General features: G+C 33.3%; 21 protein-coding genes, 1 tRNA gene and 1 CRISPR repeat array. Of the genes, 7 read left to right on the top strand and 15 right to left on the bottom strand.

Features of this window, described 5'->3' with window-relative positions:
• Positions 1 to 3: 3 nt before the first annotated feature.
• The 9 genes from H5T44_03930 to cas4 all read right to left on the bottom strand — a co-directional run bounded on the left by H5T44_03930 (position 4) and on the right by cas4 (position 11264).
• Positions 4 to 564, bottom strand: coding sequence for a 30S ribosomal protein S7 (locus H5T44_03930; protein ID MBC7081374.1), 561 nt, complete (start codon positions 562 to 564; stop codon positions 4 to 6).
• Positions 564 to 992 carry a 30S ribosomal protein S12 gene (locus H5T44_03925; GenBank protein ID MBC7081373.1) on the bottom strand — a complete coding sequence of 143 codons (429 nt, stop codon included), beginning with the start codon at positions 990 to 992 and terminating at the stop codon, positions 564 to 566. Before H5T44_03925 ends, H5T44_03930 begins: the two co-directional genes overlap by 1 nt.
• A 52-nt stretch (positions 993 to 1044) precedes the next feature.
• Positions 1045 to 1458 (bottom strand): flavodoxin family protein, encoded by a 414-nt coding sequence (locus tag H5T44_03920; GenBank protein MBC7081372.1) that lies wholly within the window; start codon positions 1456 to 1458, stop codon positions 1045 to 1047.
• 34 nt (positions 1459 to 1492) lie between these two features.
• Positions 1493 to 2293, bottom strand: coding sequence for an ABC transporter permease (locus H5T44_03915; protein MBC7081371.1), 801 nt, complete (start codon positions 2291 to 2293; stop codon positions 1493 to 1495).
• A complete protein-coding gene (locus tag H5T44_03910; GenBank protein ID MBC7081370.1) occupies positions 2280 to 3236 on the bottom strand; it encodes an ABC transporter ATP-binding protein in 957 nt (318 codons plus the stop codon). Before H5T44_03910 ends, H5T44_03915 begins: the two co-directional genes overlap by 14 nt.
• A 315-nt stretch (positions 3237 to 3551) precedes the next feature.
• Positions 3552 to 4442 carry a UV DNA damage repair endonuclease UvsE gene (uvsE, locus tag H5T44_03905; GenBank protein MBC7081369.1) on the bottom strand — a complete coding sequence of 297 codons (891 nt, stop codon included), beginning with the start codon at positions 4440 to 4442 and terminating at the stop codon, positions 3552 to 3554.
• A gap of 264 nt (positions 4443 to 4706) precedes the next feature.
• Positions 4707 to 9313: a CRISPR direct-repeat array (repeat unit 30 nt; unit sequence ATTTCAATCCTACCTTAGTCCGTTTTTAAC).
• Positions 9314 to 9413: 100 nt separating this feature from the next.
• Positions 9414 to 9677 (bottom strand): CRISPR-associated endonuclease Cas2, encoded by a 264-nt coding sequence (gene cas2 / locus H5T44_03900; GenBank protein ID MBC7081368.1) that lies wholly within the window; start codon positions 9675 to 9677, stop codon positions 9414 to 9416.
• A gap of 1 nt (position 9678) precedes the next feature.
• Positions 9679 to 10749: a type I-B CRISPR-associated endonuclease Cas1 gene (gene cas1b, locus H5T44_03895; GenBank protein MBC7081367.1), complete on the bottom strand. Its 1071-nt coding sequence runs from the start codon at positions 10747 to 10749 to the stop codon at positions 9679 to 9681.
• A 2-nt stretch (positions 10750 to 10751) separates the two neighbouring features.
• Positions 10752 to 11264 (bottom strand): CRISPR-associated protein Cas4, encoded by a 513-nt coding sequence (gene cas4 / locus H5T44_03890; protein ID MBC7081366.1) that lies wholly within the window; start codon positions 11262 to 11264, stop codon positions 10752 to 10754.
• A gap of 108 nt (positions 11265 to 11372) precedes the next feature.
• Here cas4 and H5T44_03885 point away from each other — a divergent pair, with 108 nt between their 5' ends.
• Genes H5T44_03885 through H5T44_03860 form a run of 6 tightly spaced genes read left to right on the top strand, consistent with a single transcriptional unit; the run spans position 11373 to position 17569 of the window.
• The gene (locus H5T44_03885) at positions 11373 to 11519 is read left to right on the top strand and encodes a hypothetical protein (GenBank protein MBC7081365.1); all 147 of its coding nucleotides are present in this window, start codon (positions 11373 to 11375) and stop codon (positions 11517 to 11519) included.
• Positions 11516 to 12958: a hypothetical protein gene (locus H5T44_03880; GenBank protein ID MBC7081364.1), complete on the top strand. Its 1443-nt coding sequence runs from the start codon at positions 11516 to 11518 to the stop codon at positions 12956 to 12958. The genes H5T44_03885 and H5T44_03880 overlap by 4 nt, the downstream gene beginning before the upstream one ends.
• Position 12959: 1 nt before the next feature.
• Positions 12960 to 13379 carry a hypothetical protein gene (locus tag H5T44_03875; GenBank protein ID MBC7081363.1) on the top strand — a complete coding sequence of 140 codons (420 nt, stop codon included), beginning with the start codon at positions 12960 to 12962 and terminating at the stop codon, positions 13377 to 13379.
• Positions 13376 to 14353 (top strand): type I-B CRISPR-associated protein Cas7/Csh2, encoded by a 978-nt coding sequence (gene cas7b / locus H5T44_03870; protein ID MBC7081362.1) that lies wholly within the window; start codon positions 13376 to 13378, stop codon positions 14351 to 14353. The genes H5T44_03875 and cas7b overlap by 4 nt, the downstream gene beginning before the upstream one ends.
• Before the next feature lie 20 nt (positions 14354 to 14373).
• Complete coding sequence (gene cas5b / locus H5T44_03865; protein MBC7081361.1) at positions 14374 to 15102, top strand: type I-B CRISPR-associated protein Cas5; 729 nt, start codon at positions 14374 to 14376, stop codon at positions 15100 to 15102.
• Positions 15080 to 17569, top strand: a complete 2490-nt coding sequence (locus H5T44_03860; GenBank protein MBC7081360.1) for a CRISPR-associated endonuclease Cas3'' — start codon at positions 15080 to 15082, stop codon at positions 17567 to 17569. The genes cas5b and H5T44_03860 overlap by 23 nt, the downstream gene beginning before the upstream one ends.
• Here H5T44_03860 and cas6 read toward each other — a convergent pair.
• The 5 genes from cas6 to H5T44_03835 form a co-directional block, all read right to left on the bottom strand.
• Positions 17564 to 18328, bottom strand: a complete 765-nt coding sequence (gene cas6, locus H5T44_03855) for a CRISPR-associated endoribonuclease Cas6 (protein ID MBC7081359.1) — start codon at positions 18326 to 18328, stop codon at positions 17564 to 17566. The genes H5T44_03860 and cas6 overlap by 6 nt on opposite strands.
• A gap of 48 nt (positions 18329 to 18376) precedes the next feature.
• Positions 18377 to 18450 (bottom strand) — tRNA-Arg (locus H5T44_03850).
• Positions 18450 to 18941 (bottom strand): hypothetical protein, encoded by a 492-nt coding sequence (locus H5T44_03845; protein ID MBC7081358.1) that lies wholly within the window; start codon positions 18939 to 18941, stop codon positions 18450 to 18452. The genes H5T44_03850 and H5T44_03845 overlap by 1 nt, the downstream gene beginning before the upstream one ends.
• A 5-nt stretch (positions 18942 to 18946) precedes the next feature.
• Entirely contained in the window at positions 18947 to 21028 is a 2082-nt protein-coding gene (locus H5T44_03840) for a DEAD/DEAH box helicase (GenBank protein MBC7081357.1), read from the bottom strand.
• Positions 21022 to 21546, bottom strand: coding sequence for a winged helix-turn-helix transcriptional regulator (locus H5T44_03835; GenBank protein MBC7081356.1), 525 nt, complete (start codon positions 21544 to 21546; stop codon positions 21022 to 21024). Before H5T44_03835 ends, H5T44_03840 begins: the two co-directional genes overlap by 7 nt.
• Positions 21547 to 21637: 91 nt before the next feature.
• Here H5T44_03835 and H5T44_03830 point away from each other — a divergent pair, with 91 nt between their 5' ends.
• The gene (locus H5T44_03830) at positions 21638 to 22975 is read left to right on the top strand and encodes a radical SAM protein (protein MBC7081355.1); all 1338 of its coding nucleotides are present in this window, start codon (positions 21638 to 21640) and stop codon (positions 22973 to 22975) included.
• Here H5T44_03830 and H5T44_03825 read toward each other — a convergent pair.
• On the bottom strand, positions 22972 to 25095 hold the full coding sequence (locus tag H5T44_03825; protein MBC7081354.1) for a right-handed parallel beta-helix repeat-containing protein: 2124 nt from the start codon (positions 25093 to 25095) through the stop codon (positions 22972 to 22974). The genes H5T44_03830 and H5T44_03825 overlap by 4 nt on opposite strands.
• Positions 25096 to 25181: the final 86 nt, after the last annotated feature.

Here is a 25181-nt window from a genome sequence, read left to right as displayed (position 1 = left end):
AAATCACCTTGCACTTTCCGCTATTCTTTCTACTTCTAATTTCTTGCTTATTGCAAAACTTGATGCATCGTCATTTGATGCACTTATTATTTCATCCGCTAAACATTCTTCAATCCTCTTTTTATTTTTAAATGTTTTATTAACCGCCCCCAGGCAGATATTTCTTAAAGCAACATCAAGCCTTCTCAAAGGAGCGCTATCTACCGCTTGAGGAACATATATTCCAGATAAAAATAAGCGAGTTGTTTCCTCGCGAGGAGCGGAATTTTCTATTGCTTTTATTAGAACTTGCACAGGATTTTTCTTTGTTTTTTTATGAATTATATCAAATGCTTCTTCAACAACTTTCATTGCTTTTAATTTTTTCCCTGTATACTTTTCAGTTTTCATCATATTGTTTATAAATCTCTCAATTAAGGAGAGATTTGATTTCTTAAATCTTCTATTTGCATGCCTTCCATGAGTATGAAGTTTATCCGCATAGAGATTTATGTATGGTGCGAGTCCCTTATCTGTTATTACAACATCTTCCAAACTATATTTTCCAAATAAAAGCTTCTTCATTATCTCACTGGCTTCTCTACCTTACCTTTAACAAGTTCATTTAATGAAACATTATTTACCTTTATAACTTTATATCTCACGCCTGGTATATCTCCCTTAGAGCGACCCATTCTTCCCCCTATTCCTTCAATGATAACTTCATCATGCTCATCTATAAATGTAATTGCTTTATCTCCAGGAGTAAAAGCGGTAACAACCTTGCCATTTTTTATTAATTGAACTTTTACCGCTTTCCTTATTGCGGAGTTTGGTTGCCTAGCTTCTATTCCAATTTTCTCAAGCACTATTCCTCTTGCCTGAGGGGCACCTTCAAGCGGGTCGGTCTTTCTTTTCAAATCGAGCATATATCTCTTGTATCCACTATCGCTCCATCTAAACTTTTGCTTATTTTTTGCCAATTTTCGAGCAGCAAACATTCCTCTACCCATATGCAAGCATATAATCTTTTAGTATATAAGAATAACGCTTGTTTTAGCTCGATTATAAAATTTTCTTCAAAAATTCTTCAATCTTTTCCTTATAATTGCTTTCAAGAGGACCTTTTATTCCATTAACTTTAATTTTAACATCCGCAACTTTTTTCATTCCCTTTTTGCTTAGAATTTTTTCCATTTTTTCAATTGATTTTGTTTTTTCATCAATGCATGTTGTCATAAGAGCATATTTTGCATTTTCCTTGCTAATTTTTTTTAGAATTTTCTTAATTTTTCTTGTAGGTGAGCCTATATGAGTAGGAGAGCTGAAAATGTAAAGATCCGCTTCAATATTCTGTGGCTTAACTTCGTCAGCAGAAAATATCTCTACTTTATGCTTCTTTCCAATCAACTCAGAAATATAATCAATGCATTTTTTTCCGTTTCCATATTTGGAATCATAAATTATGCAAACCTTCATTTTAACTATATTCCTCCTCCCTTTATATTTTTAACTAAATTCCAACAAGCATCGCCTTTCTTTCAACAAAGCGAAAAGCAAGATAAGCAAAAATAATCATAAAAAATGAATAAAAAGCAAGGGGCAAAAGAAATGGCAAGATTTCATTAAGGCCAGCATTTTCCAGCACAACCAGCCTCATTGCCTGCACCGCCTGCGCCTGCGGGAGGGCAAAAAAGATGATCCTTAATTTTTGGGGGAGGATATCAAGTGGGAAGTAAATTCCAGCGGTGATTTCAAAAATGTAGTAGATAAGCCATCCTGAATCCGCTATATCTTCTCTCCACGAGCCGAGGGCAGCGATTGTTAAACCAATTCCAGAAAAAGTCAGGAAAGTTAAGAAAATTATCAGGAATATTAGGAGGGGATTTCCTTTAAAAATGAAGCCAAGAGAAATGCCAACTGAGATTAGGATAGTTGAATTGAATAAAGACCTGAGAACTGGCAGAAGAGATTTTCCATAAGGAATTGCCATTCTATTTATAGGTGAGGAAAGGAGGTATTGGATTGTCCTGCGATGCTTTTCTTCAACAAATATGCGAGTGAATTCTCCGCTTAAATAATTTCTTGCAAAACTCCATACAATCATTCCCGATATTAGGAAACCAATATAATTCTCTCTTGTTATCATTCCATATCTTTCAAATCCTCCTTTTAAAATTGCACTCCATACAAGGATGAAAAGCAGGGTATCGAGAAGAGGAAAGAAGGCGTCAAAAACTATATGAAGTTTCCATCTCCAATATTCCTTTACTTCTTTCTGAAAAACAATTAAAATATCTTTAAAAATTCTCATTTAAATCCCTCAATCTCTTCCCAGTCATATATAAGAAGACATCTTCAAGTGTTGGCTTTTCTGTATGCATGTGCGTCACGCTTGCTCCATTATTTTTTAAAAAATCAATTATTTCAGCAACATCTTCATATTTTTTTAAAATAACCCTTAGCACAGATTTACTTTCATAATATGAGCATTTTTCAAATTTTTCTTTTATTTTTTTCAAAAGCTCCGCTGATAAATTTGAAACACCTATTTCACATATCTTTTCCCTCTTTAATTTGCTCTTTAAATTTGATGGACTATCTATTGCAACAATTTTTCCTTCATTAATTATCGCTACTCTTTTACACAGGCGGTCCGCTTCTTCCATGTAATGGGTAGTGAGCAGAATTGTAATTCCTTTTTCCTCATTTAATTTGATCAGATAATCCCTTATTTTTAATGCCAGCATTGGATCAAGGCCAATTGTTGGTTCATCAAGAATAAGCAAAATTGGTTCATTTAGCAAAGAGCGTGCAAGATTTAACCTCATAACCTCACCAGTTGAATATTTATCAACGCTTCTATCTATCTTATCCTCCATTTCAAAAAGTTTTACAAGCTTCTCTATTTTCTCATTCAAATTTTTTACTCTATAAATTTTTCCATAAAATTTTAGATGATCCCTTCCAGTTAAATTCCAGTAACATCCCGCTCTAGAAAAAACAACATTAATTTTGCTTATTATCTTTGCCCTTTCTTTTGGAATTTTATATCCAAAAATTGATACATCTCCTTTATCTGCTGGAATAAGTCCAAAAATAATCTTTATTAAGGTTGTCTTTCCTGAGCCGTTCGGACCAAGTAATCCAAATATTTCCCCTTCCTCAACATAAAAACTGACATCTTCTAGAGCAACTTTACAACCACTCTTTTGTCTGTATATCTTTGAAATACCATTGACTTCAATTGCCTTCATCCAGAGTTTAGGATATCTGTGTTTTTAATTTTTTCTAATTTCATTAAAGCCAGCATCTTATCTTATTTTCTCCCTTTTATAACCTTTTAGTTTTTTTTGAATTCTCTATTTAAATCTAACTTAGTAAGTTTTTAAATTAATCTGCTCTTCTTATCCCATATTAGCTTTAACTGGAAGCAAATGCTTGATAAAATCCATTCTTCATCATTTAGCTCTTGAAACTTCATTTTTTCCTTGATTATCAGCACTGGCCATAAAACTAGTAGGCAAAGTCAAAAAAGACGTTACATCTAGCGCAGAAAAACTGAATTCAATTTATCCCTGAGAAGCTATACTGTTTAGTAGCGCTCGCGCCTTGATGGCACTTTTCTCCTTATCCTTGATCTCCAGCATAATGTCCATTTCAATATCCTTTACTCCTGCGATGAATCGGGCAAAGTCTGCTAGGTCAATTGTTTGCTGATGAGTGCCAGGCCGAGCACCAGGCTCCTGCCCGCTGTAATCAACCATCAAAGGCCCTTTGCGCCTGTTCCAAGTTTTTGCTGCTTTGCGTACCCCTACAAACACCGAATCGCCATTCGGATTAATCTGATGATGAAAGGTGTCAAACACAACCGGAATGCCAGTCAACTTGTGCACATAAAGGCAGTCATCCAGATTATAATACCGATCATCATTCTCGATTGCAAGTCTGCGCTGAACTTCCTTAGGCAACTGCAGAAAAACCTCAATAAAACGGGCTATGCTTTTTTCTTTGTCGCCGTATACTCCGCCTAGATGAATCTGAATCCGGGCACTCAAGGGCAACTCCATCAAGTCCAGCACTCGGGCGTGATAAACCAGTTCCCTTATCGAACTCTTCACCACCTCCTCTCGCTTGGCGTTGAGAAGCACAAACTGGTCTGGATGCATCGAAATCCGCATCCCATTACTCTTGATAAACCTGCCAATTCGGCGAAAAACAGGCAGAAACTTGAGCCACCAAGGATAACGGCACACAGGGTGTGAGGCAAAGGGCACCAAATCTGAAGTGATCCGGAAAAAATAAAGCCCATGCGCCTTATTCCAGTGTAAAATCCTTTCCAGACATGCAAGGTTTTCCTCCACTGTTTGCACTAACAACTTCGAGGAATAAGAGCTTAGCCTGAATGTACGCGCCGAGGAACAACCAATAGTCCTGTTTATACAGGGATAGCCAATTCGAATCATAATATCCTGACCTATTGCCATACCAGCCTTCTTTCCTTCCAGCGATTCCTTTCCGCCAGATTCCTTTCCGCCACAATCACTATAACTGAAAGATTAATCCCAGATACCAGAGCAAACATGTCTTTAACACCACCAGCCACACCAGCCCACTCACCACCACCGTAGCCATTTAGCCATTATTTCATTTCAATACTAAACTTATTCACTAAACTTAATCAAACAAATTTATTTCTTTCATTACATTTTTGTTTACAAACTATTTCAATCCTTCCTAACTCATCCGTTTTTAACAATAATTAACAATAATAAAGTTATTTATAAAAATTTTGCTCAAGATGTTTAAATCTACGTTGTCTGTTTTTAACTCGGGACGCAGAGATAGAAAGGAAGCACCCTGTTGAATTTCAATCCTACCTTAGTCCGTTTTTAACGGTGAGAAAATGAAAAAGATAAGAGAGGTGATAAGGATTTCAATCCTACCTTAGTCCGTTTTTAACATTATTGTATCGTGTTTTTCTAAAATTAAAAAATAGATTTCAATCCTACCTTAGTCCGTTTTTAACCGAGACATATACATATATGCCGAATATCGATTTTTCATTTCAATCCTACCTTAGTCCGTTTTTAACCTTATATTCTGTTGTTTCTTCGTAACCAAGTTGTTTATTTCAATCCTACCTTAGTCCGTTTTTAACCAGTTTTCTCTTGTAGCTTATAACAAAGTATGTGAGAATTTCAATCCTACCTTAGTCCGTTTTTAACTAACTCTGTCCTTTAAGTTTATCAGTTTCTTCGAAATTTCAATCCTACCTTAGTCCGTTTTTAACCAGCAATAATAACTCATCCCTTGCCCTCATCACCGATTTCAATCCTACCTTAGTCCGTTTTTAACATGCCTTCACCTCAGCAACTTTTTCCACCTCTTCTTTATTTCAATCCTACCTTAGTCCGTTTTTAACCGAAAAGAGGAAACTCTGGATGGTAAGAGACAAAAAATTTCAATCCTACCTTAGTCCGTTTTTAACTATCAACACTACTTCCGTTAACAGGATTTGGCTGAAAATTTCAATCCTACCTTAGTCCGTTTTTAACTTGTTACTGCAGGAGGAAACTTCGGTCCTTTAAGAATTTCAATCCTACCTTAGTCCGTTTTTAACTATTAATCACACAGAATCCATCTCATGGAAATGTAAATTTCAATCCTACCTTAGTCCGTTTTTAACATGCCACAAAGGTTTTAATACCTATCGCCGTGTTAGATTTCAATCCTACCTTAGTCCGTTTTTAACGATGCAATAACTCCATTCACATGAGGTGAAAAATGCATTTCAATCCTACCTTAGTCCGTTTTTAACCATCTCATTACTGTATCGCGCATATGCACACTTAAGATTTCAATCCTACCTTAGTCCGTTTTTAACCCATCTTCTCACCTCCAGAAATAAAAAAATAAAAAAATTTCAATCCTACCTTAGTCCGTTTTTAACATATTCTAACCGCTGTTTTAGTAACGAATGTGGAATTATTTCAATCCTACCTTAGTCCGTTTTTAACTTTAACATCTCACGCATTCGTGGATTTTCAATTCTGATTTCAATCCTACCTTAGTCCGTTTTTAACATTTCGCAATTGTTAATAATCTACTTACATTGATTAATTTCAATCCTACCTTAGTCCGTTTTTAACGCTCCTGCAAACTAATTTTTCGTAATGCAAGGATGATTTCAATCCTACCTTAGTCCGTTTTTAACAAACTGAAAAATGAACTTGAGGAGAAGCTGAGGAGGCATTTCAATCCTACCTTAGTCCGTTTTTAACCATTGCATCTATTGTTATATTTGTTGCGTTGTTAACATTTCAATCCTACCTTAGTCCGTTTTTAACATTGAATGTGTTATCAACATTTCGTGCTAAAACTCCAATTTCAATCCTACCTTAGTCCGTTTTTAACTAGACATAGACAATGATACAATGAATATAACTTTCAAATTTCAATCCTACCTTAGTCCGTTTTTAACATAACTCTGTCCTTTAAGTTTATCAGTTTCTTCAAAATTTCAATCCTACCTTAGTCCGTTTTTAACATGTGGACATCATCTATGAATGCAAACCCCTGAAGAATTTCAATCCTACCTTAGTCCGTTTTTAACAATAAAAGCAAATTCACAGTTAATTATTTCTGCTCCTATTTCAATCCTACCTTAGTCCGTTTTTAACGAAAAGTATATATATAAGATACATACGTTATATATAATTTCAATCCTACCTTAGTCCGTTTTTAACTAACTTAAGCGCCATATTGGCAAGAGGGACTAGTAAATTTCAATCCTACCTTAGTCCGTTTTTAACAAATTCAGATGGCTCATTTACATATACACCATACCTATTTCAATCCTACCTTAGTCCGTTTTTAACGTTGACAGGAAAAAGATGAAGAGATAAATCTTATCAATTTCAATCCTACCTTAGTCCGTTTTTAACGCACATATGCAACATATAGCGGGGCAAATGTAACAAATTTCAATCCTACCTTAGTCCGTTTTTAACAATCACTAACTTGTAATAATCTGGATAACCTGTTGCATTTCAATCCTACCTTAGTCCGTTTTTAACTAAATAGGAGAGGAGGCATTGATGCAAAAGTAGAAAAATTTCAATCCTACCTTAGTCCGTTTTTAACGAGAGAAGAAGGATATATGGTAAGAGGCATAAATTTATTTCAATCCTACCTTAGTCCGTTTTTAACATTTTATGAAAAAAGTTGAGCCAGCAAAGTTATATCATTTCAATCCTACCTTAGTCCGTTTTTAACCATTCTTATGAGCATGAAATTTTACCATCTGGGCGCATTTCAATCCTACCTTAGTCCGTTTTTAACTGCAATATCATCATTTATTATATTTCCATTTTCTTCATTTCAATCCTACCTTAGTCCGTTTTTAACATTTATTTCCTGCAAATAAATAAAGAGGGGAGAAGGATTTCAATCCTACCTTAGTCCGTTTTTAACAAGAGGGGGTTAGGGGGTGAATTGCCCGCTCCTGCTATTTCAATCCTACCTTAGTCCGTTTTTAACATGATGCAAAGATAATTAGAGAGCTGGAGAGAGCGAATTTCAATCCTACCTTAGTCCGTTTTTAACAAATTTTTATAGTGATGTAAGCTTTTACATGAATAAATTTCAATCCTACCTTAGTCCGTTTTTAACCCTCTCCATCTATCCGTAAGTATGCATACAATTCTCCATTTCAATCCTACCTTAGTCCGTTTTTAACAATTAGAAAGATATGCCTTATAAATTCTTTTTAATAATTTCAATCCTACCTTAGTCCGTTTTTAACCCATTTCCTTGTAAAATTTCAATTGCTTCTAAATCTATTTCAATCCTACCTTAGTCCGTTTTTAACTATAACAGAAGCTGGGATATTTAATGCATCTTCAGCATTTCAATCCTACCTTAGTCCGTTTTTAACTAGCTCAACAGACCCATTAAGCAGCTATGCAAATTTGATTTCAATCCTACCTTAGTCCGTTTTTAACCCATGCCCCAAGCTCATTCTTTATCTCATCAAGAATATTTCAATCCTACCTTAGTCCGTTTTTAACCCATGCCCCAAGCTCATTCTTTATCTCATCAAGAATATTTCAATCCTACCTTAGTCCGTTTTTAACAAATGTGAGTATATATGCTTTCTTTTGTTTTACTTCATTTCAATCCTACCTTAGTCCGTTTTTAACACACAAAAGAGTAATCGGAAGAAGAACATGAGGAGGATTTCAATCCTACCTTAGTCCGTTTTTAACGGTGCCCGGAAGATAATAAACGACGGCAACAGGAGGATTTCAATCCTACCTTAGTCCGTTTTTAACTTGAAGAGAAGCAACTAGAAAATATAATAGCAACAATTTCAATCCTACCTTAGTCCGTTTTTAACAATGATAATCAAGAAATCATTAGTGGCATACAAAACATTTCAATCCTACCTTAGTCCGTTTTTAACTTTTAATTTGCTTCTGATTTTTATATCAAATGTTTCATTTCAATCCTACCTTAGTCCGTTTTTAACCTGCCATGCAACCCATCCACAATCAGGGGGTTCGAGGATTTCAATCCTACCTTAGTCCGTTTTTAACCAGCGGCACAAGCAGAACAGCGAGACTTTTTCAAAGATTTCAATCCTACCTTAGTCCGTTTTTAACCAGGGGGGCGCAGAGGGGGAAACAAAATAAATAGATATTTCAATCCTACCTTAGTCCGTTTTTAACTTCCTCGCCTTGCTTTTTCCATCTGCAAAATGTTTCATTTCAATCCTACCTTAGTCCGTTTTTAACTGCTATTTTCCTTTCAAAATTCTTCCATGTTTTTGCATTTCAATCCTACCTTAGTCCGTTTTTAACCAAAACATCTTTATGCAATTGATTTTTTTGCTCGATGATTTCAATCCTACCTTAGTCCGTTTTTAACGAAACTCATGTTTGCTGGATGATCTACATAACAAGCAATTTCAATCCTACCTTAGTCCGTTTTTAACGAGCGGCAGCGCATCGGTAACGGTAACATATACACTATTTCAATCCTACCTTAGTCCGTTTTTAACTATCCCTTTCTGCCAGCTGTGATAATGTTTTCGGGTATTTCAATCCTACCTTAGTCCGTTTTTAACGAAATCATACAAAGAAATATTACAATCAAAAAAGCAAGAGAATTTCAATCCTACCTTAGTCCGTTTTTAACTATTATATTCGCATGCTCGACGCTTCACCGATAGTATATTTCAATCCTACCTTAGTCCGTTTTTAACTTGCTGGCAGATCTATGTAATATCGCATGATTATCAATTTCAATCCTACCTTAGTCCGTTTTTAACAGCGGTTTAAATAGCTTGTATTTAATTTTAAATGCAAATTTATACTTAAATTTATCGGGGATGTCCAATAATGCATTTTATTTATAAAGATCCACGACACTCATATAAATGGCCCAGTATCTGCTTTTTCAATTCCTATCAATTCCATCTTGAAAACATCTTTGCTTCTCATTATATATATTCTGACTGAATCATTGTTTTTATCAATAATTTCCTTAATTCCTTCTTTAATCCTCATCAACTGTGATTCTGTTAATTCTCCTTCAAAAACAGAGTTTTGAACCCATGAAAGAAAACATCTTAAAAAACTACAGATTTTAGAAACTCTTTCAACTCCAACATCATAAACTATTATTGCATACATTTTACCACCATATCACAAATGGTTTGTAATCTTTTATTCCGAGAAAATGCTTGCATAGCTTAAGACACTCCAGATATATCAACCTTTCATAAGAAACATTTCTTCCCAAATCTCTGTGCTTTATTGTAGTTTGCAATTTTTCATCGTATTCTCTGAGAAAAATCTCTTTCCCTTTATTGTTTAGCAAGCAACTATTCAATTCTTTTACAAAATGATCTTCCCCAATTATGTCCTTATTGACCAACTTGAAAATTATTCTATCAACAAGTAGTGGCTTGAATATTTCAGATATATCCAGAGCAAGAGAGAATCTTCTTTCAGATGGTTCATGAAGAAATGAAATAGTTTGATCAAGCTGGGTATGATATATTTGCTTGATGACTGTTGCGTACAAAAGCGAATTTCCAAAACTAATCATAGCATTTAATGGATTCTCCGGTGGTTGCCTTGTTCTCTCATCAAATTCAAATGATTTTAGAATTTTATTGAAAGAAGAATAATATTTGCTCCTGATTGCTCCTTCCAAAGCTAAAAGCTGGCTAACATCTTTACAATTTTCAATTGAGAAAGATGCATTCGTTATATAAGAAATTTCTTCTTGAAGGTCTTTTCCTTCCCTTTGATAATATTCCAAATTTCTCAGAATATTTTGTGCAGAACCTTCAACAAATCTTTTTGCAATAAAAACACGCTTGTCCTGAGAAATATAATGCATTGCTTGTTTTATGTGCATTTCTCCAGAAAGCAACATTTCTTTAGGCATAAGTGTGCTTTCATAATTTCCATAATATCCAAAGAAATGAACCGGGATATTATTTTTGCTCAGAAAAGATATTACTCCAGACGTAAGAGAAACTCTTCCATAAATAAATAATGAACTGATTTGCTCAATTGGCAAAACTCTTTTTTCGTACTCCTGCTTATCAGAAATATCTTCTGTTTCCACTTCCATTTCCTCTCCATCAATTTCAGCAGAGAAAACTTTTTCCTCGCTTTTTTCATAAATGAAATAAATTGTATTTCCTTTTCTTATCAATTTACCATTCCTTAAAATATAGAAATTCTTTTTCATTCTCACACCCAGCAAAATTCAAAATAAGCGCATTTCTTGCAGTATGACTTTCTTGATGGTTTTGGAGGTTCATCTAACGAAATTATTTTTCTTATTTCTTCCATTATTTTTTCTATTTCTCGGGAAATTTCCTCATTAAATTCAATTACTTCAATTTCTCTTTGTGTTGGATATAAAATTCTCCCTTCAACATTCTCAATTCCCTTAATTTTTCTCAGATAATAGAGATAATAATATAACTGATATCTATGGGCCTTTTCAATTCTTTTGGATTTTTTTATCTCACATATTATTAACTTGTCTCCATCCCTAATAAAGTCGATTCCGATCTTTTCATCAATGATTACGTCTTTCCTTTCCCTTGAATAAGATTTTTCATGAATAAATTTCCCTATTTCCACATATTCAGAAGATGCTTCCATGCTTAATTGATGGGTAAAGAGCCAGAGCTTTGTAGGACAAACTATGTAATAATTTACCTGAGTTCCAGTAAAGAGGGCTTGCGACAGAAGCATAATAAAAAAGAGAGTCATATAAAATATTGGTTTTGGTTAGTTAGCTTTACTGTAAAAAATTCTAAGTTAAAGAAAAAGTTTAAATAGAATATTTTAATTTAGTTTTATATGCAAGAGGTGGAGGAAATTTCCTCACAAACCGCTTCTCTTGAATTTACTGCTAGTTGGTTTATAGACGCAGGTATCCTTGGATTTGTTAATTTGATAAAAGAAGTTTATGGAAATGAGAATGGGTCGAAGAAAGTAATAAGATGATAGAAGCAATCGCATTGTTAGGAAAGTACGAGACAGATAAAAAAGATCTCGAGAGGATAGATCCATTTATAGAGGAAACAAAACTGAAAAACATAATGAAAGTCATATGCATAGTTTTTAAGAAAAATGGAGAAAATATTGTTTATGACCATACACATAGTGAAGAATATGACTCACAAAATCCGAGAAAATATTTATACAGAAGTCATCAATCTAGGCGGTTTGATGTTACACCAACCACAAAAATATCATACGATTCTAAAAATAAGAAGCCTAAGATAAACGAAGCTTTTAATAGAATTCAATATTGGTTTGAAAAATTCATACCGATTCTAAACAATGAGAAATATTCAAAACAACAAATAGAGTTTCTGGAACAGATAAGGAACGAGATATTAAAGAACAGAGAGAAAATTTTTGAGGACGTATCTAAAAGATGCGAAGAATTAAAAGATGATGAAAAAAGAAATTCTGTCTTAACTATTAAAATTAAAGAGGATGGAAATGAAAAATACATTGGGTCATTTGATATATTTAAAAAAATCCTCATGGAAGAAGGATTAAAATTCGTGTACTCCAGGCACGGTGTTGAAATAAAAGGAAAGGGTATTTGTAGTATCTGCGGAAAAGAGGGCGAAGTTTCTGATTATACATTGCTTAAAATTTATAGTGTTGATAAAAGAGGTTTTGCTCCAGAATTTGCTCAAAAAAATGCTTGGAAAAGACTACCTATTTGTCCCAGTTGTTTGCCTTATTTAATTACTGGTGAGAATTTTCTAAATAAATATCTAAAAAAGAGGTTTTATCAAGATTATCAATTTTATGTCATCCCTAAATTTATTTTGGGGGACGTGGACGAGAATTTGATAGAAGAGATAAAAAGACAAGAAAAAAGAGAAGAATATAAAGGATTATTAATAGAGGATGACTATTTCTTGGATCCTATAAAAGATAGAGGAGATATATTAAATTTAGTTTTTATGTTTTGTGAATTCGGTCAAAGTGTTAAAGTTGTAAAATATGTCGAAGATGTCTCTCCCTCTTGGATTAAAAAATTAGATATTACGCTTAATAAGGAAATTACAAATCTTTCAATCTTTAAAGAAGAAACATTAAAGAAAATAGGAATAGTTGGTAAAAAGAAAAGCGGTGATTTAAAAGATATAGATAGAGCAGGTACAAGAATTGGTGGGTTGGTAGAAGCATTCTTTCCAAAATCAAAGGAAACAGGGGTGTATAGTAAATATTTTATAGACGTAATTGGAGATATTCTGAATCAGAAACCCATAAATAAAGATTTATTGATGATTGCTTTTATGAGGGAACTAAGAAACAAGCACTTAAATGAAGATGTGTGGAATGAAAAAATTCTTGCACTCAAATCTTTAATGCTCTTCTTATTTTTGAAGAAATTAAATCTAATTAAAGAAGGTGAGTAGTATGGAAAAACAAGAATCTAGAATAGAGAGTGTAAAAAAATTTTTGGATGAATATAGTGTAGCTTTTGATGCACCAGCCAAAAAAGCAGTGTTTCTGACAGGGGTTTTAACTAAATTCCTTTTGGATATTCAATACGTAAACAGAGGCTCTACACCTTTCAGAACAAAGTTACACGGACTAAAGCTTGACGAAATAAGAGTAAAAAAGTTGTTACCCGAAATTATAGAGAAACTCCGGGAATATAAATCGGGGTATCCATGGCTGGAAGAAATAACATCGCAATATCTAATTGAGGCAGATAATAGCGGTTGGAATTTATCAAAAGATGAAATAAGTTATTATTTTACTTTGGGGCTAAATTTAGGTGGAATATTTAAAGAAAAAGAAGAAAATAATGAAGAAAGAGGTGAAGAAAAATGAATGAAATAGAACATAAAAATAGAGTAGTAAACAGATCAGAGCTGGTGTTTATATATGACATAAAGGATGCAAATCCAAACGGCGACCCGATGGATGAGAATAAACCAAGAATAGATGAAGAAACTGGGATAAACATCGTAACTGATGTAAGGTTGAAAAGGACAATTAGAGATTATCTACATAATTTCAGAAAACAGGCCATTTTTATCAAAGAGGAGACTAAAGAGGAAGGAATCCAAAAAACACGAGAAGAAAGACTTAAAGAACTTAAAAAAGATGGAAAACAATTGCTCAGAGATTACATCGACTTAAGACTATTTGGTGCAACAATAGCAGTTAAAGATATGCGAATGACATGGATAGGTCCAGTTCAATTTAGGTTCGGTAGATCGCTACATAAAGTCGAACCAAAAACAATAAAAGGAACTACCGTAATGCCCGCAGAGGAGAAGAAAGAGAAAAAAGCTGGAACTTTTACCGAAACACAGATTCTTCCATACTCATTGATTTGCTTTTATGGGATCATCAACGAAAACGCTGCAGAAACAACAAACTTATCAGAAGAAGATATTGATTTGCTCTTGGATGGAATATGGAATGGCACAAAAAACCTTATAACAAGGTCTAAAGTAGGGCAGATACCGAGATTCTTATTGAGAGTAGTTTACAAAGAGAAAAATTACCACATTGGGGATTTAGAAAAGAAAATAAAATTGGTAAAATTAGATAGCAGCAAAGATGACAAAGCGATAAGAGATATTTCAGAGATAAAGTTGGATGTTAGGGAAATGATAAACACGCTTAAAGAAAATAAAGACAGAATCGAAAAAATAGAGTACGAAGTAAACAGTGATGTGGTATTCCTAGTTAACGGTGAGGATGTAAAAGGTGCTCAAATAGAGGATAAGCTGAAAATAGATGGAATTCCAGTCGAACGACTGGGATTAGAAACGGTGAAACCAAAAGAAAAATAGAATACAAATTGATGGTAATCATGCAACAGATAGATAAAGTATTGGTATTTGATATTTGGGGTGACTTTGCGCATTTTAGGAGGATAGAAACTACAACATCCCCCTTAACATATTCTATCCCAACTGGAACAGCGCTGTCGGGCATTGTATCAGCTATTCTTGGACAAGAAAGAGATTCTTACTATAATGTGTTCCATCCCGAAAACGTTAGGTGGGCTGTAAGGGTGCTCCATCCATTGAAAAAAATCAGGATAAACATAAATTTAATTAATACTAAATTGGGATTTTACCTTTGGGATATTATTCAAGGTAAAGAACAACCACGTTCTCCTACCCCTTTTGAGTTTTTAAAGGAACCAAAATACCGAATTTATATTTGGCTAAAAGATAAAGAGTTACAAAATAAATTAAAAAAATATCTTCAAAACCATCAGAGTTTCTATACGCCCTACTTAGGCATAAGCGAGTTAATAGCAAATTTTAATTTCGTCGGTGAATTTGATAACGTGATTGAATTAAAATCAAAAAACAAGGAAGAGGTACATACAGTAATAAGAAAAGATAGATCCACGCTTATTGTAGATGAAGAAGGACTACACATCGTTAAGGAGAGAATTCCGCTATTTATGGATAGTAACAGAGTGGTTCGAGAATATGTGGATGTATTTTTTGAAGCAAATGCCAAGCCATTAAAAGTCAAAGATACCTCTATCTATAGAATAGGAAATGAAAATGTTGTTTTCATTTAAATTAAAATCCCACCCTAATAAACTACTCAAAAATCATCTCGAAAATGTTGCAAAATTATCAACTGATATTGTAAACTCAAAATATATAGAAGATAAAGAGATTTTTTCCAAAATAGCTTATTTGATCGGAATTTCTCATGATTTCGGAAAAGCGACCACATTCTTTCAGAAAATGTTAAATGGTGGCGAAGAAACCATATATGCTAACCATGGCTTTTTATCTTCATTGTTTGGATATTACCTAACTAAAAACCATCTTCAAAAAATAAAAAGATTAGAAGAATTGTGGCATATACCTCTAATAGCATGGATTGTTATTAATAAACATCACGGTGATATTAAAAATGTAGGAGAAGCTAGTGGGGAAATCTCTAAATTAGAGGACGATCGTCAAATGGAAGTTTGTCTTAAACAAATGGAAGATATAAGGGAAAATAGTTTAAAAGAAATTGTCGCGATTTACTCAGAACTAATAAAAGAATTTAAAATTGAAGATTTATTTCAAGATTTTTTTAAGATTTTCAACAATTTAAATGACGCAAAAAAATTCGCAAAGGAAATACGCCATGATCTTATTAAACTTTCAAGGGAGGAAGATATAAAATACTATTTTGATATCCTGTTCCTTTATTCTATTCTTTTAGATGCTGATAAGTTAGATGCCTCGGATACGAATATTCCACATAGGATAAAAATCACGAAGAATTTGATAGACGACTATAAGAAAATAGAATTTAGTGGAACTGAGGATAATGATATTAACAGAGTTAGAGAGAAAGCATACAGAGAAGTACAAGATTCAATAAATAGCTTAGATATCAAAAAGGAGAGAATTTTATCCATAAACCTCCCGACAGGATTTGGTAAAACGCTAACTGGTTTATCTTTTGCATTAAAACTTAGAGAAAAAATAGAAGAGGAGTTTGGATTTATCCCAAGAATAATCTACTCTTTGCCTTTCTTGGGCATAATAGATCAAAACGCTAAAGTAATAGAAGATGCATTTAAAATCGTAAAAGAGTATAAGGAAGTGCCTTCAAATTTATTTTTAAAGCACCATCACTTAGCAGATATTGAATACAAGGAAGAGAAGAATAACGAATTAAATCCTATCAAAAACATCAATAAATCTCTATTGCTAACTGAGGGTTGGTATTCCGAAATAATAATAACAACTTTCGTTCAGCTATTTCATAGTTTGATTACAAATAGAAATCGCTCTGCTAGAAAGTTTCATAATATCATTAACTCAATAATAATTCTGGATGAAATTCAATCGATCCCTACGAAATACTGGCTTCTAATCAACAAGGTGTTGGATTACTTAAGTAAAAAGTTCAACTGTTGGGTAATATTAATGACAGCTACAGAGCCACTTATTTTCGAAAAGGAGAAAGAAACAAAGAGTTTAATAAAAAACAGAGAAGAATACTTTAGTATGTTTAATAGATTTGTACTTGATTTTAACGTTGCTGAGAAAGGCTTGTATTGTTTCTCCGAAGAAATTTATAATGAAATTTTAAAAGAAAAAGACAAGAACATAATGGTGATATTAAATACTATCGATGCTTGCAAAAAGATGTATGAACACATAAAAAACAACTTGCTGAATTACTATAGGATTGACTCATCGGAAAGTATTATTGATAATGATGGAATTTGTGTTCTTAGTGACCTAGAGCTTATAAATCTATCAACTCACATTTTACCAGCTTCTAGGTTGGAAAGAATTAAAAGAATTAAAAAAGATCGCAAAAGAAAAATCATTATAACTACACAATTGGTCGAAGCGGGGGTGGATATCAGTGTTGATATCATTTATCGAGATATGGCCCCGTTAGATTGTATAATACAAAGCGCAGGAAGATGTAACAGAAATAATCAAAATTGTGGGACAGTTCATGTCATTGTGTTAAAGGATGATAAAACCAGCAAAAAGTATTGGCAGTATATTTACGACAATACTCTTGTAGGAGCTACAGAAGAAGTAATTAAAAAATTTGGTAATTTGGTAAGTGAGAAAGAATTTGTTCTTTCTGCACAGGAAAATTACTATAAATTGATAAACGAAAGAAAAAAACATGATGATTCTGAGCAAATTTTAAATCACTTAAAAAGATTAAATTTTAGCGAGATAAAAGAGTTTAAATTGATTGAGGAGTTAATATCTCTTTCTATATTTGTTGAAATTGACGAAAAAGCAAAAGATATAAGAGAAAAAGTTGAAAGTATATTATTATCAAAAAACAAATTAGAAAAATGGGAAAATCTTTTGAAAATTAAAAAAGAATTCAACAAATACATTCTTTCAATAAAACTTCCTAAAGAAGAATATCTAAATCTACCTCAATTAGGCGACATGGGAGACTTTAAATATATACCCTTTAAAAACATAAGAGATTGGTACAAATCAGATATAGGATTTCAGGTACCTGGAAAAAGCGATATTGAATTTAGGACATTATAAGTAACTTTTTGATGATACAGAAGCATACCCTGCTATATTTACAAACCCAAAGCCCATGCTATTTCTTTCGCCGAGACCAGTATCTATGCCAAATTCAATAATTTTTCTTTGCATCGCATCCATATTGCTCCATAAAAATTCCCAGATACTTCCAACAACTGGATATGCCTTTCCATTTATTATTATTTCATTTGCAACAGATTTTTTAAAAACGAATTGTTCAAATAAATCATATCTTGAAATTTCTGTTCCATAAAAATCATTGAATTTTTTTATTAAATTCTCTGTTAGCTGTTTAACAAATGCCTCAAAGCTATATTTGGGACGCCAATAAACATATCTTGCCTTTCTTTCTTCTTGAGGAATATTATAATGCTCATATTTTGCTTCAGGAATTCTTATTATTATTGGAGTTGAAGAATAAATTCGTAAATTTCTTTTTGGGATTCTCAAATTAAAGGTTGAAAAATCCTTAATGCGAAATTGCATTTCTCCTATATTTACAACCTTTCCTATTTCCAATGAATCCTTTATGGAGTTTATAATTTCCACGCTTGGAGAAGAAATTATAAAATTTCTGATTTTGCTTTCTCTTTTTGAAGGAAATATATTTGAAAAGCAGAAGAACTTGTATCCCTTTTTATCATGAATTGATGAAAAATCATTTCTTATCAATTTATAAACAAATCCCTGGAGCTTGTGATAGGTATTTTCTATGGCCTGGGTTTTTTCATCCTCAAGCTTTAGAATTAACCTCATTTATTATAAATCAAAAAGGAGTTTATGAGTTTTCTTATTTCTAATAAATGCCCGGACCGGGATTCGAACCCGGGTCTGGAGGTCCGCAGCCTCCAAGGATATCCTGACTACCCTATCCGGGCTATTTTATTGCATCGAGCAATGCAATTTTTTCAAAGATTAAATCTTTATGAAATTTTTCATCAGTAGCAATAATTTCATTTTCACTTATTCCAAATTTTTTCAATTTTTCTTTCTTGAAATCAATAACATTCCTATCTATTTCAAGGTTTAATTTGCAAATAAAATCTATCAATTTTTCTATTTCAATTTCTCCGCAAAAAAAGAAGGCATAATTTCCCTCCTTTTTTGCTCCAATTAATGAAATTGCTTCATTTATCTGCCTTTTTCCAGAAGCATAAAGAAGCATTTCCATTTCAATGCTCTTGCAAATATTTCTTCCTTCTTCAAAAGCTCTTTTTGCACGCTCATATGCAACAATTAAATGCTCTTCCCCAAAAACTAAATCCGCATCAAAGATCTGCCCAATTAAAGAATTCTTCTTGCAGAAATCATTTAATTTTTTTATTGCAGAATCTACATCCATTTTTCCTTTTGCTCCTATAACTATCATAACCATCACTCCACCTGCTCCTTTATCAATTTAGCAACTCCTTCTCCTATACCTGGCAATTCCTTGAGCATGGAGATGCTTGCTTTTCCAAGCATTTCAATATTTTTCAGGCCATTTTCATATAAAATCCTTGCCCTAATCCTTCCTATGCCTCGAAGCTTAACCAGATTAAGAAGCTCTTCTTTACATCCATATTTAACTCTCACTTCAAGCTTTTTCAATACAGGAATTGCCTCAAAATTAAATAGCCTTGCAATTTCCGACATTGAATAAAGAAGCCATTCAGCGGTTTCTGCTCTTGCATGAATATCTCCAGAGCCAATCTGATATTTTGAAATTATCTCATCTTCTTTTTTTTCATTTATCCAATCTTCAAGCATGCAGGCGGTTTTAACCTCTGAAAGGAAAAAATCATATTCTTCATCATATATTGATGGAACTGGAATAAGAAAATTCTCCTCATTTATTTTTTCCTCGAGCCATTCATCTTTTCTACTAACAGAGATACATCTCATATCAGGTGTTGCACATATTGCATGAAGATAGGCAAAGCTATTTCCAATTTTATTTTCAAGAGCAATTCTCATTTTTAATGCGCTCAGAGGATCTAGATAAAGGCTTGATGTCTTCTCCCCAAAAGGAGTTGCTCTCCATTTTTCTCCATCACTCCTGATAAATTCATTTCTTTCCAAAAAATCAAGGCATTCCCATATTTTATCTTCTGGAAGCATTCCTAGCTGATGAACATAAAAAGTTTTTTTGAAAAAATCTATTATTTCTTCCCATGTAATTGCAAAATTTGTTGCTATCAATGCAAGAATATGCATCCTTAGCAGTGGCTCAGAAGAAAGTTTTGAGTAAATTGGCTCAATATCCGACTTTATATATTCTTCCCATAATCTCTCTTTCTCCATTCTATTCCTCGCAATTAATATCGCTTCTCCTTCTTCATCATATCCTGGCCTCCCCGCTCTTCCCATCATTTGCTTCACTTCCATAACTGGCAGGGGCCTCATGCCTCCTTCAGGCTCGCAGTATCTCCAGAGATTTTTTATTATAACCCTTCTTGCTGGCATGTTTATTCCCATCGCCATTGTTGGAGTTGCAACAACACATTTTATTTTTCCCTTCTTGAAATTATCTTCAATTATTTTTCTCTGATTGGATGTAAGGCCTGCATGATGAAAAGCGCATCCTTTTTTAATGCATTCAGCGAGTTTTTTAGATATGCTTGTCACCTCCTCCTCATGCAAAATTCTGTTCGCTATTTCCTCAAGCCCCTCATCACAAAATCTGCAGGTTATTTCCTTTAGCTTTTCAGCAAGGATTTGAGATGATAAGCGTGTATTAACAAAAATAAGGATTTGCCCATCACGAAGGGTATCTTCAACTATTCCTTCAAGCTTCGGATTTTCTATTTCCTTAAAACTCTCATCATCAAAATATATTTTCCTCCCAAAAAGCACCCCCTGCTTCAAAGGAACAGGCCTCCAGTCAGATTCAATAAGCTCTGCATTAAGCCATTCCGCAATCTCATAAGCATTTTTTATTGTTGCGGATAGAGCAACTATTTGAACAGGCATCATATGCATGAATCTTGAAATAATAACTTCAAGAGTTGGACCACGAGATGCATCATTTATCATATGAATCTCATCAATGATAACATTCCTGATCTCATATATCCATTCTGAATTATGCCTTAACAAAGAATCCGCTTTCTCGCTTGTGCATACAATTATATCATATCTGCCAAGTTTTTCGCCTTTATCATATAAGTCGCCGGTTGAAATACCAACTTTTATTCCAATTTTTTCAAACTTTTTTAAATCCTCATATTTTTCTCTTGCAAGAGTTCTTAAAGGAACAATATAAATACTTTTTCCTTTATTTAAAGCAGTTTTAAGCGAAGCTAAATATGCAATCAAGCTTTTTCCAGAAGCAGTTGGAGTGGAAACAACAACATTTTTCCCTTCTAAAACATAAGGTATTGCCTTTTCCTGCGGCGGGTATAGCTCATTTATTCCCTGCTCCTTTAAAATTTCCTTTATGCTTTGTTCAATTTGCAGTTCATCAATCTTTACCATAGCATTCCTTTGTAATATGGAGAAGAAGGACAGCCAATGCATTTTCCCTTTATATAGAAATCACAATTCTTGCAATCGCAACTCCCGCATCCATTGTTTGGCTCTGGAATTTTTATTGGAAGAACTAAATTTGGATAGGAAGATATTACAACTTCAAAATCATCCATGTTAAAGTGTTTCTTTGCTATTGCTTCAAGGCTTGAGAAATCCTCGCTTACAAGATATAAAACATTTTTATCAACTGTTTCAATTATGGAAAGAATGTAAGGACATTCCTTAATAAATTCCTTTTTATAATTTTTATTTAATTCTATTTTTGCAACATGGAGCCCTACTTTTTTAATATCTATTCCAAACATCAATGCAAGAACTCCACTTTCGCGCATTCTTTTAATTCTTGCACTTACAGAAGGCTGAGATAACTCCACTTCTTTTGCAATCTCGTTCTGAGAGATATTTGGATTTTTTTGGAGCAGGGAAATTATCTTCCTGTCTATACTATCTATTCTTGCATTCACAACCCTATAACAATTTTCTATTTAAAATATTTATGAAATAAAATCAAAAGCCTATAAACAAAAATTATATATCTACTATTATTTTAAGCTCATGAAAATTTTGCTTGTATTCCCTAAGCTTGAGCATGGAGTTACAACTTACAGGGATAGAAGAACTCCTTTTGTAAAACTCTTTGGAAACCCTTCTTTAAGCCTTGCTCAGGTTGCTGCTTGCTCTGACGGGCATGAAGTAACAATAGTTGATGAAAATTTTGAAGAAATAAATTTCGATGCAAAATGGGACATTGTTGGAATAAATTCTCTTACAATGACCGCTTTTCGGGCCTATGAGATTGCAGACAAATTCAGGAAAAAAGGCGTGAAAGTTGTGCTGGGTGGGTATCATCCAAGCGCCATGCCAGAGGAAGCAAAGGAGCATGCGGATGCGGTCGTTATAGGAGAGGCGGAAGGAATATGGAATGAACTGCTGAAAGATTTGGAAGCAGGGGAACTAAAGCCATTTTACTATGGCCCACATGTTGATGCGGGAGAAATTCCATTTCCAAGGAGAGATTTGATGAAAAATAAACCTCTTGCAGAAGGGGTTCAGACAAGCAGGGGTTGTCCAAATGCATGCGATTTCTGCGCTACTTCTGTTTTCCTTGGAAGAAAGTTGAGAAGCAGGCCAATTGATGCGGTTGTTAAAGAAATGAAGGAAATAAAAAATAAAGTAATAATCTTTAGAGACCCATCTCTTACAATAAACCCAAATTACAGCATAGAGCTTTTCAAGGCAATAAAACCTCTGAAGAAAAAATGGATTGCAAACGGAAATATAAATCTTCTTGGCAGAGATGAAAAATTTTTGAAATATGCAAAAGAAGCTGGGTGCATAGCCTGGTTTGTTGGGTTTGAATCAATAAATCCCGCAAGCCTAAAAGAAGCACATAAAGTTTCAAATAAAGCGGAGGAATATGATAAAGCAATAAGAAAAGTTAGAGAATATAGGATGGGGGTAATAGGTGGATTTATATTTGGTTTTGATGCAGACACACCAGAAATATTTGATACAACTCTCGAAGCAATTCTTCAATGGGAAATAGATGCTGCTGAATTCAATATTCTAACTCCATATCCTGGAACACCACTATATGAGAGACTGGAAAAAGAGGGAAGAATTCTAACTAAAGATTGGAGTAAATATACGCAAGCACATGTCGTATATCAACCAAAGAATATGTCGCCTGAAGAACTTCTTGAAGGAATGAAACATGTAATAAGAGGATTTTATTCAATGAAAGAAACCATAAAAAGAGTTTATAGATCAATAAAAATGACAAAATTCGCTCCATATTCTTTAGCTCTTCCTACAATAAATATTGCAATGAGAAGATATTACTGGCAGGAATTTATAAAGGGAAATGACGCTGAAAAACTTCCTCCTTGCTAAAAGTTAAGACATAATATTCTGCTTATTTCTTCTTCCTCTATATTTTTTGCATTATCTCTTGCAATTACCTTTATATTGTGCACTCCTGTAGGAGGATCCCAGAAATATTGATAAGGCCATTCGACAGGGAATGGCTCATCTTCATCTATTTTTATCCTAACATCTTGCAGTCCAGAATGAGTATCATATGCATAAATCTCGATTTTTATTTTTCCTATTATAATCGCATCATATAAAAATCCAAACAGTTGGAGGGGCGGTATTATGTCCTTCCCGAAGATATTTATATACAAATACCCTTTGCTAGGTTTTATTATTCTTAATTGAGGGGGTTGTTTGTCAATTGTGAAATTTGAATAAGCAAATCCTGTATTTCCCGCATCATCACTTGCAGAAATTCTTATAGTATATTGTCCATCTCCCCAATCACTTGCATTTGTTATTGTATATCTGAAGTTATTGTTATAGTTTTTTTCTATATCAAACCATGTCCCATTATAAAGAGAAATATTTATGCTTCCATTTAAGTCATCATCTATGGCATCAAATGCACTCCATATTATTTCAATTATTATATTTCCATATTCATCTTTTCCATATGCCTCTCCCTTTGGAGAAGTTATTGCAACGACTGGAGGTGTATTATCTAAAACAAAATTTTGAGAAATTGCATATCCAACATTTCCCGCATCATCTTCCGCTGAAATTTTTAAAAGGCCATTTCTTGAATCATTAAATAATCGAGTATTCCATGCATATCTCCCGCTGTTTTGGATATTTTCCTCTATTATTTCCCATGTTGTGCCATTATCTGGAGAATAATATAGAGAGATGCTTCCATTTAAATCTGTGTCTATGTTATCAGTTGCATTCCAAAATAGCTCATACATATCTTTTATAAATAAACCTGATAGATTGCCTATGGTTATTGTGGGAGGTGTTGAATCTTTTTTTAGTTCAAAACTTGTAATATTTTCATTTCCAGCAGAATCAATCGCTCTTATCGATATATTTAGATAACCTTCTTCCCTGACAGCAAAGAATCCTTTATATTCTTGCCATCCTTCTTCATTTATATTATAATCAATGCTTCCATCCATCATTCCACTTACACTATCATTCGCACTTATTGATATTGATACATTTCTATACCATCCATTTTTGCCGTTAGGGAGTGAGGGATCAATTATATATCCAATGGAAGGGGACGAGGTATCAACCTTAATTTCAAATTCTTCCTTAATAAAATTTTCATTTTTATCAAACACATAAACTTCTATATTATGGATTCCTTCTCCCAATGTTATATTAAATGATGAATTTGTTGTTGTATTTCTCAATCCATTTATGCTATAATTTATTTTAGATATCTCATCATTATCAAATGCCTCTATGCTTATAGTGACATTGCTCTTATACCACCCATTCTTTCCAGATTCTCCGGAAATTGTATAAATTAAAGAAGGAAGGGTTAAATCCCATGGCTCCAATGACGGATTTAAATCCTTATTGTCTCCTCCTGGAATAGCATAAGTTTCATCTGTTAAATCGCTCCAGTAATTTTCCTCCCATATGTTATCGCCATTATCAAAGGCATTCTGCGAGTTATTTATTATATTATTTCTCCTTATGCTATTTGAATAGCTTGAATTGATGTAAACTCCAAAATTATTGTTTGAAATAATACATCTGTAAATTGTGTTATTTGTTGAATTTGAAATATATATTCCATTTCCTCCAAAAATATTGCAATCAATTATTTTGTTGAAAGAAGAAAATATTTCAATTCCTTTTGAGGAGATATTCCTAACTTCTACTTGCCCATAGATACTTATTTTTCCATTAACAAATGTTTTCTCTCTATTTTCTCCAAAAATTTTTAAATTTTTATTTACACTCAAATTTTCAGAATAATTTCCATTATAAACAAAAACTGTTCCATTTTCCGCAACCTTGTTAATTGCTCCCTGAATGCTATTGAAGCATGTTATATTCCATCCACCAGTATTTTCATCAAAATCATCGTTAACATACACGACACTGAAATCGCTAGCTTTGTTATAATTCAGCAACATGAAGCAAAGAAAGGCAATCGCTACCATAATCACAAATTTTTTCATGAATATGTAAAGAAAACTTAAACATAAATTTTATTATTTGAATTTCAAAATAAAAACAGAAAAACTTAAATAATTGTTAGCATTTT

The organism is Thermoplasmatales archaeon, assembly GCA_014361195.1.
Lineage (GTDB): Archaea > Thermoplasmatota > E2 > UBA202 > JdFR-43 > JACIWB01.
This window is presented reverse-complemented; position numbering and strand designations above follow the sequence as displayed.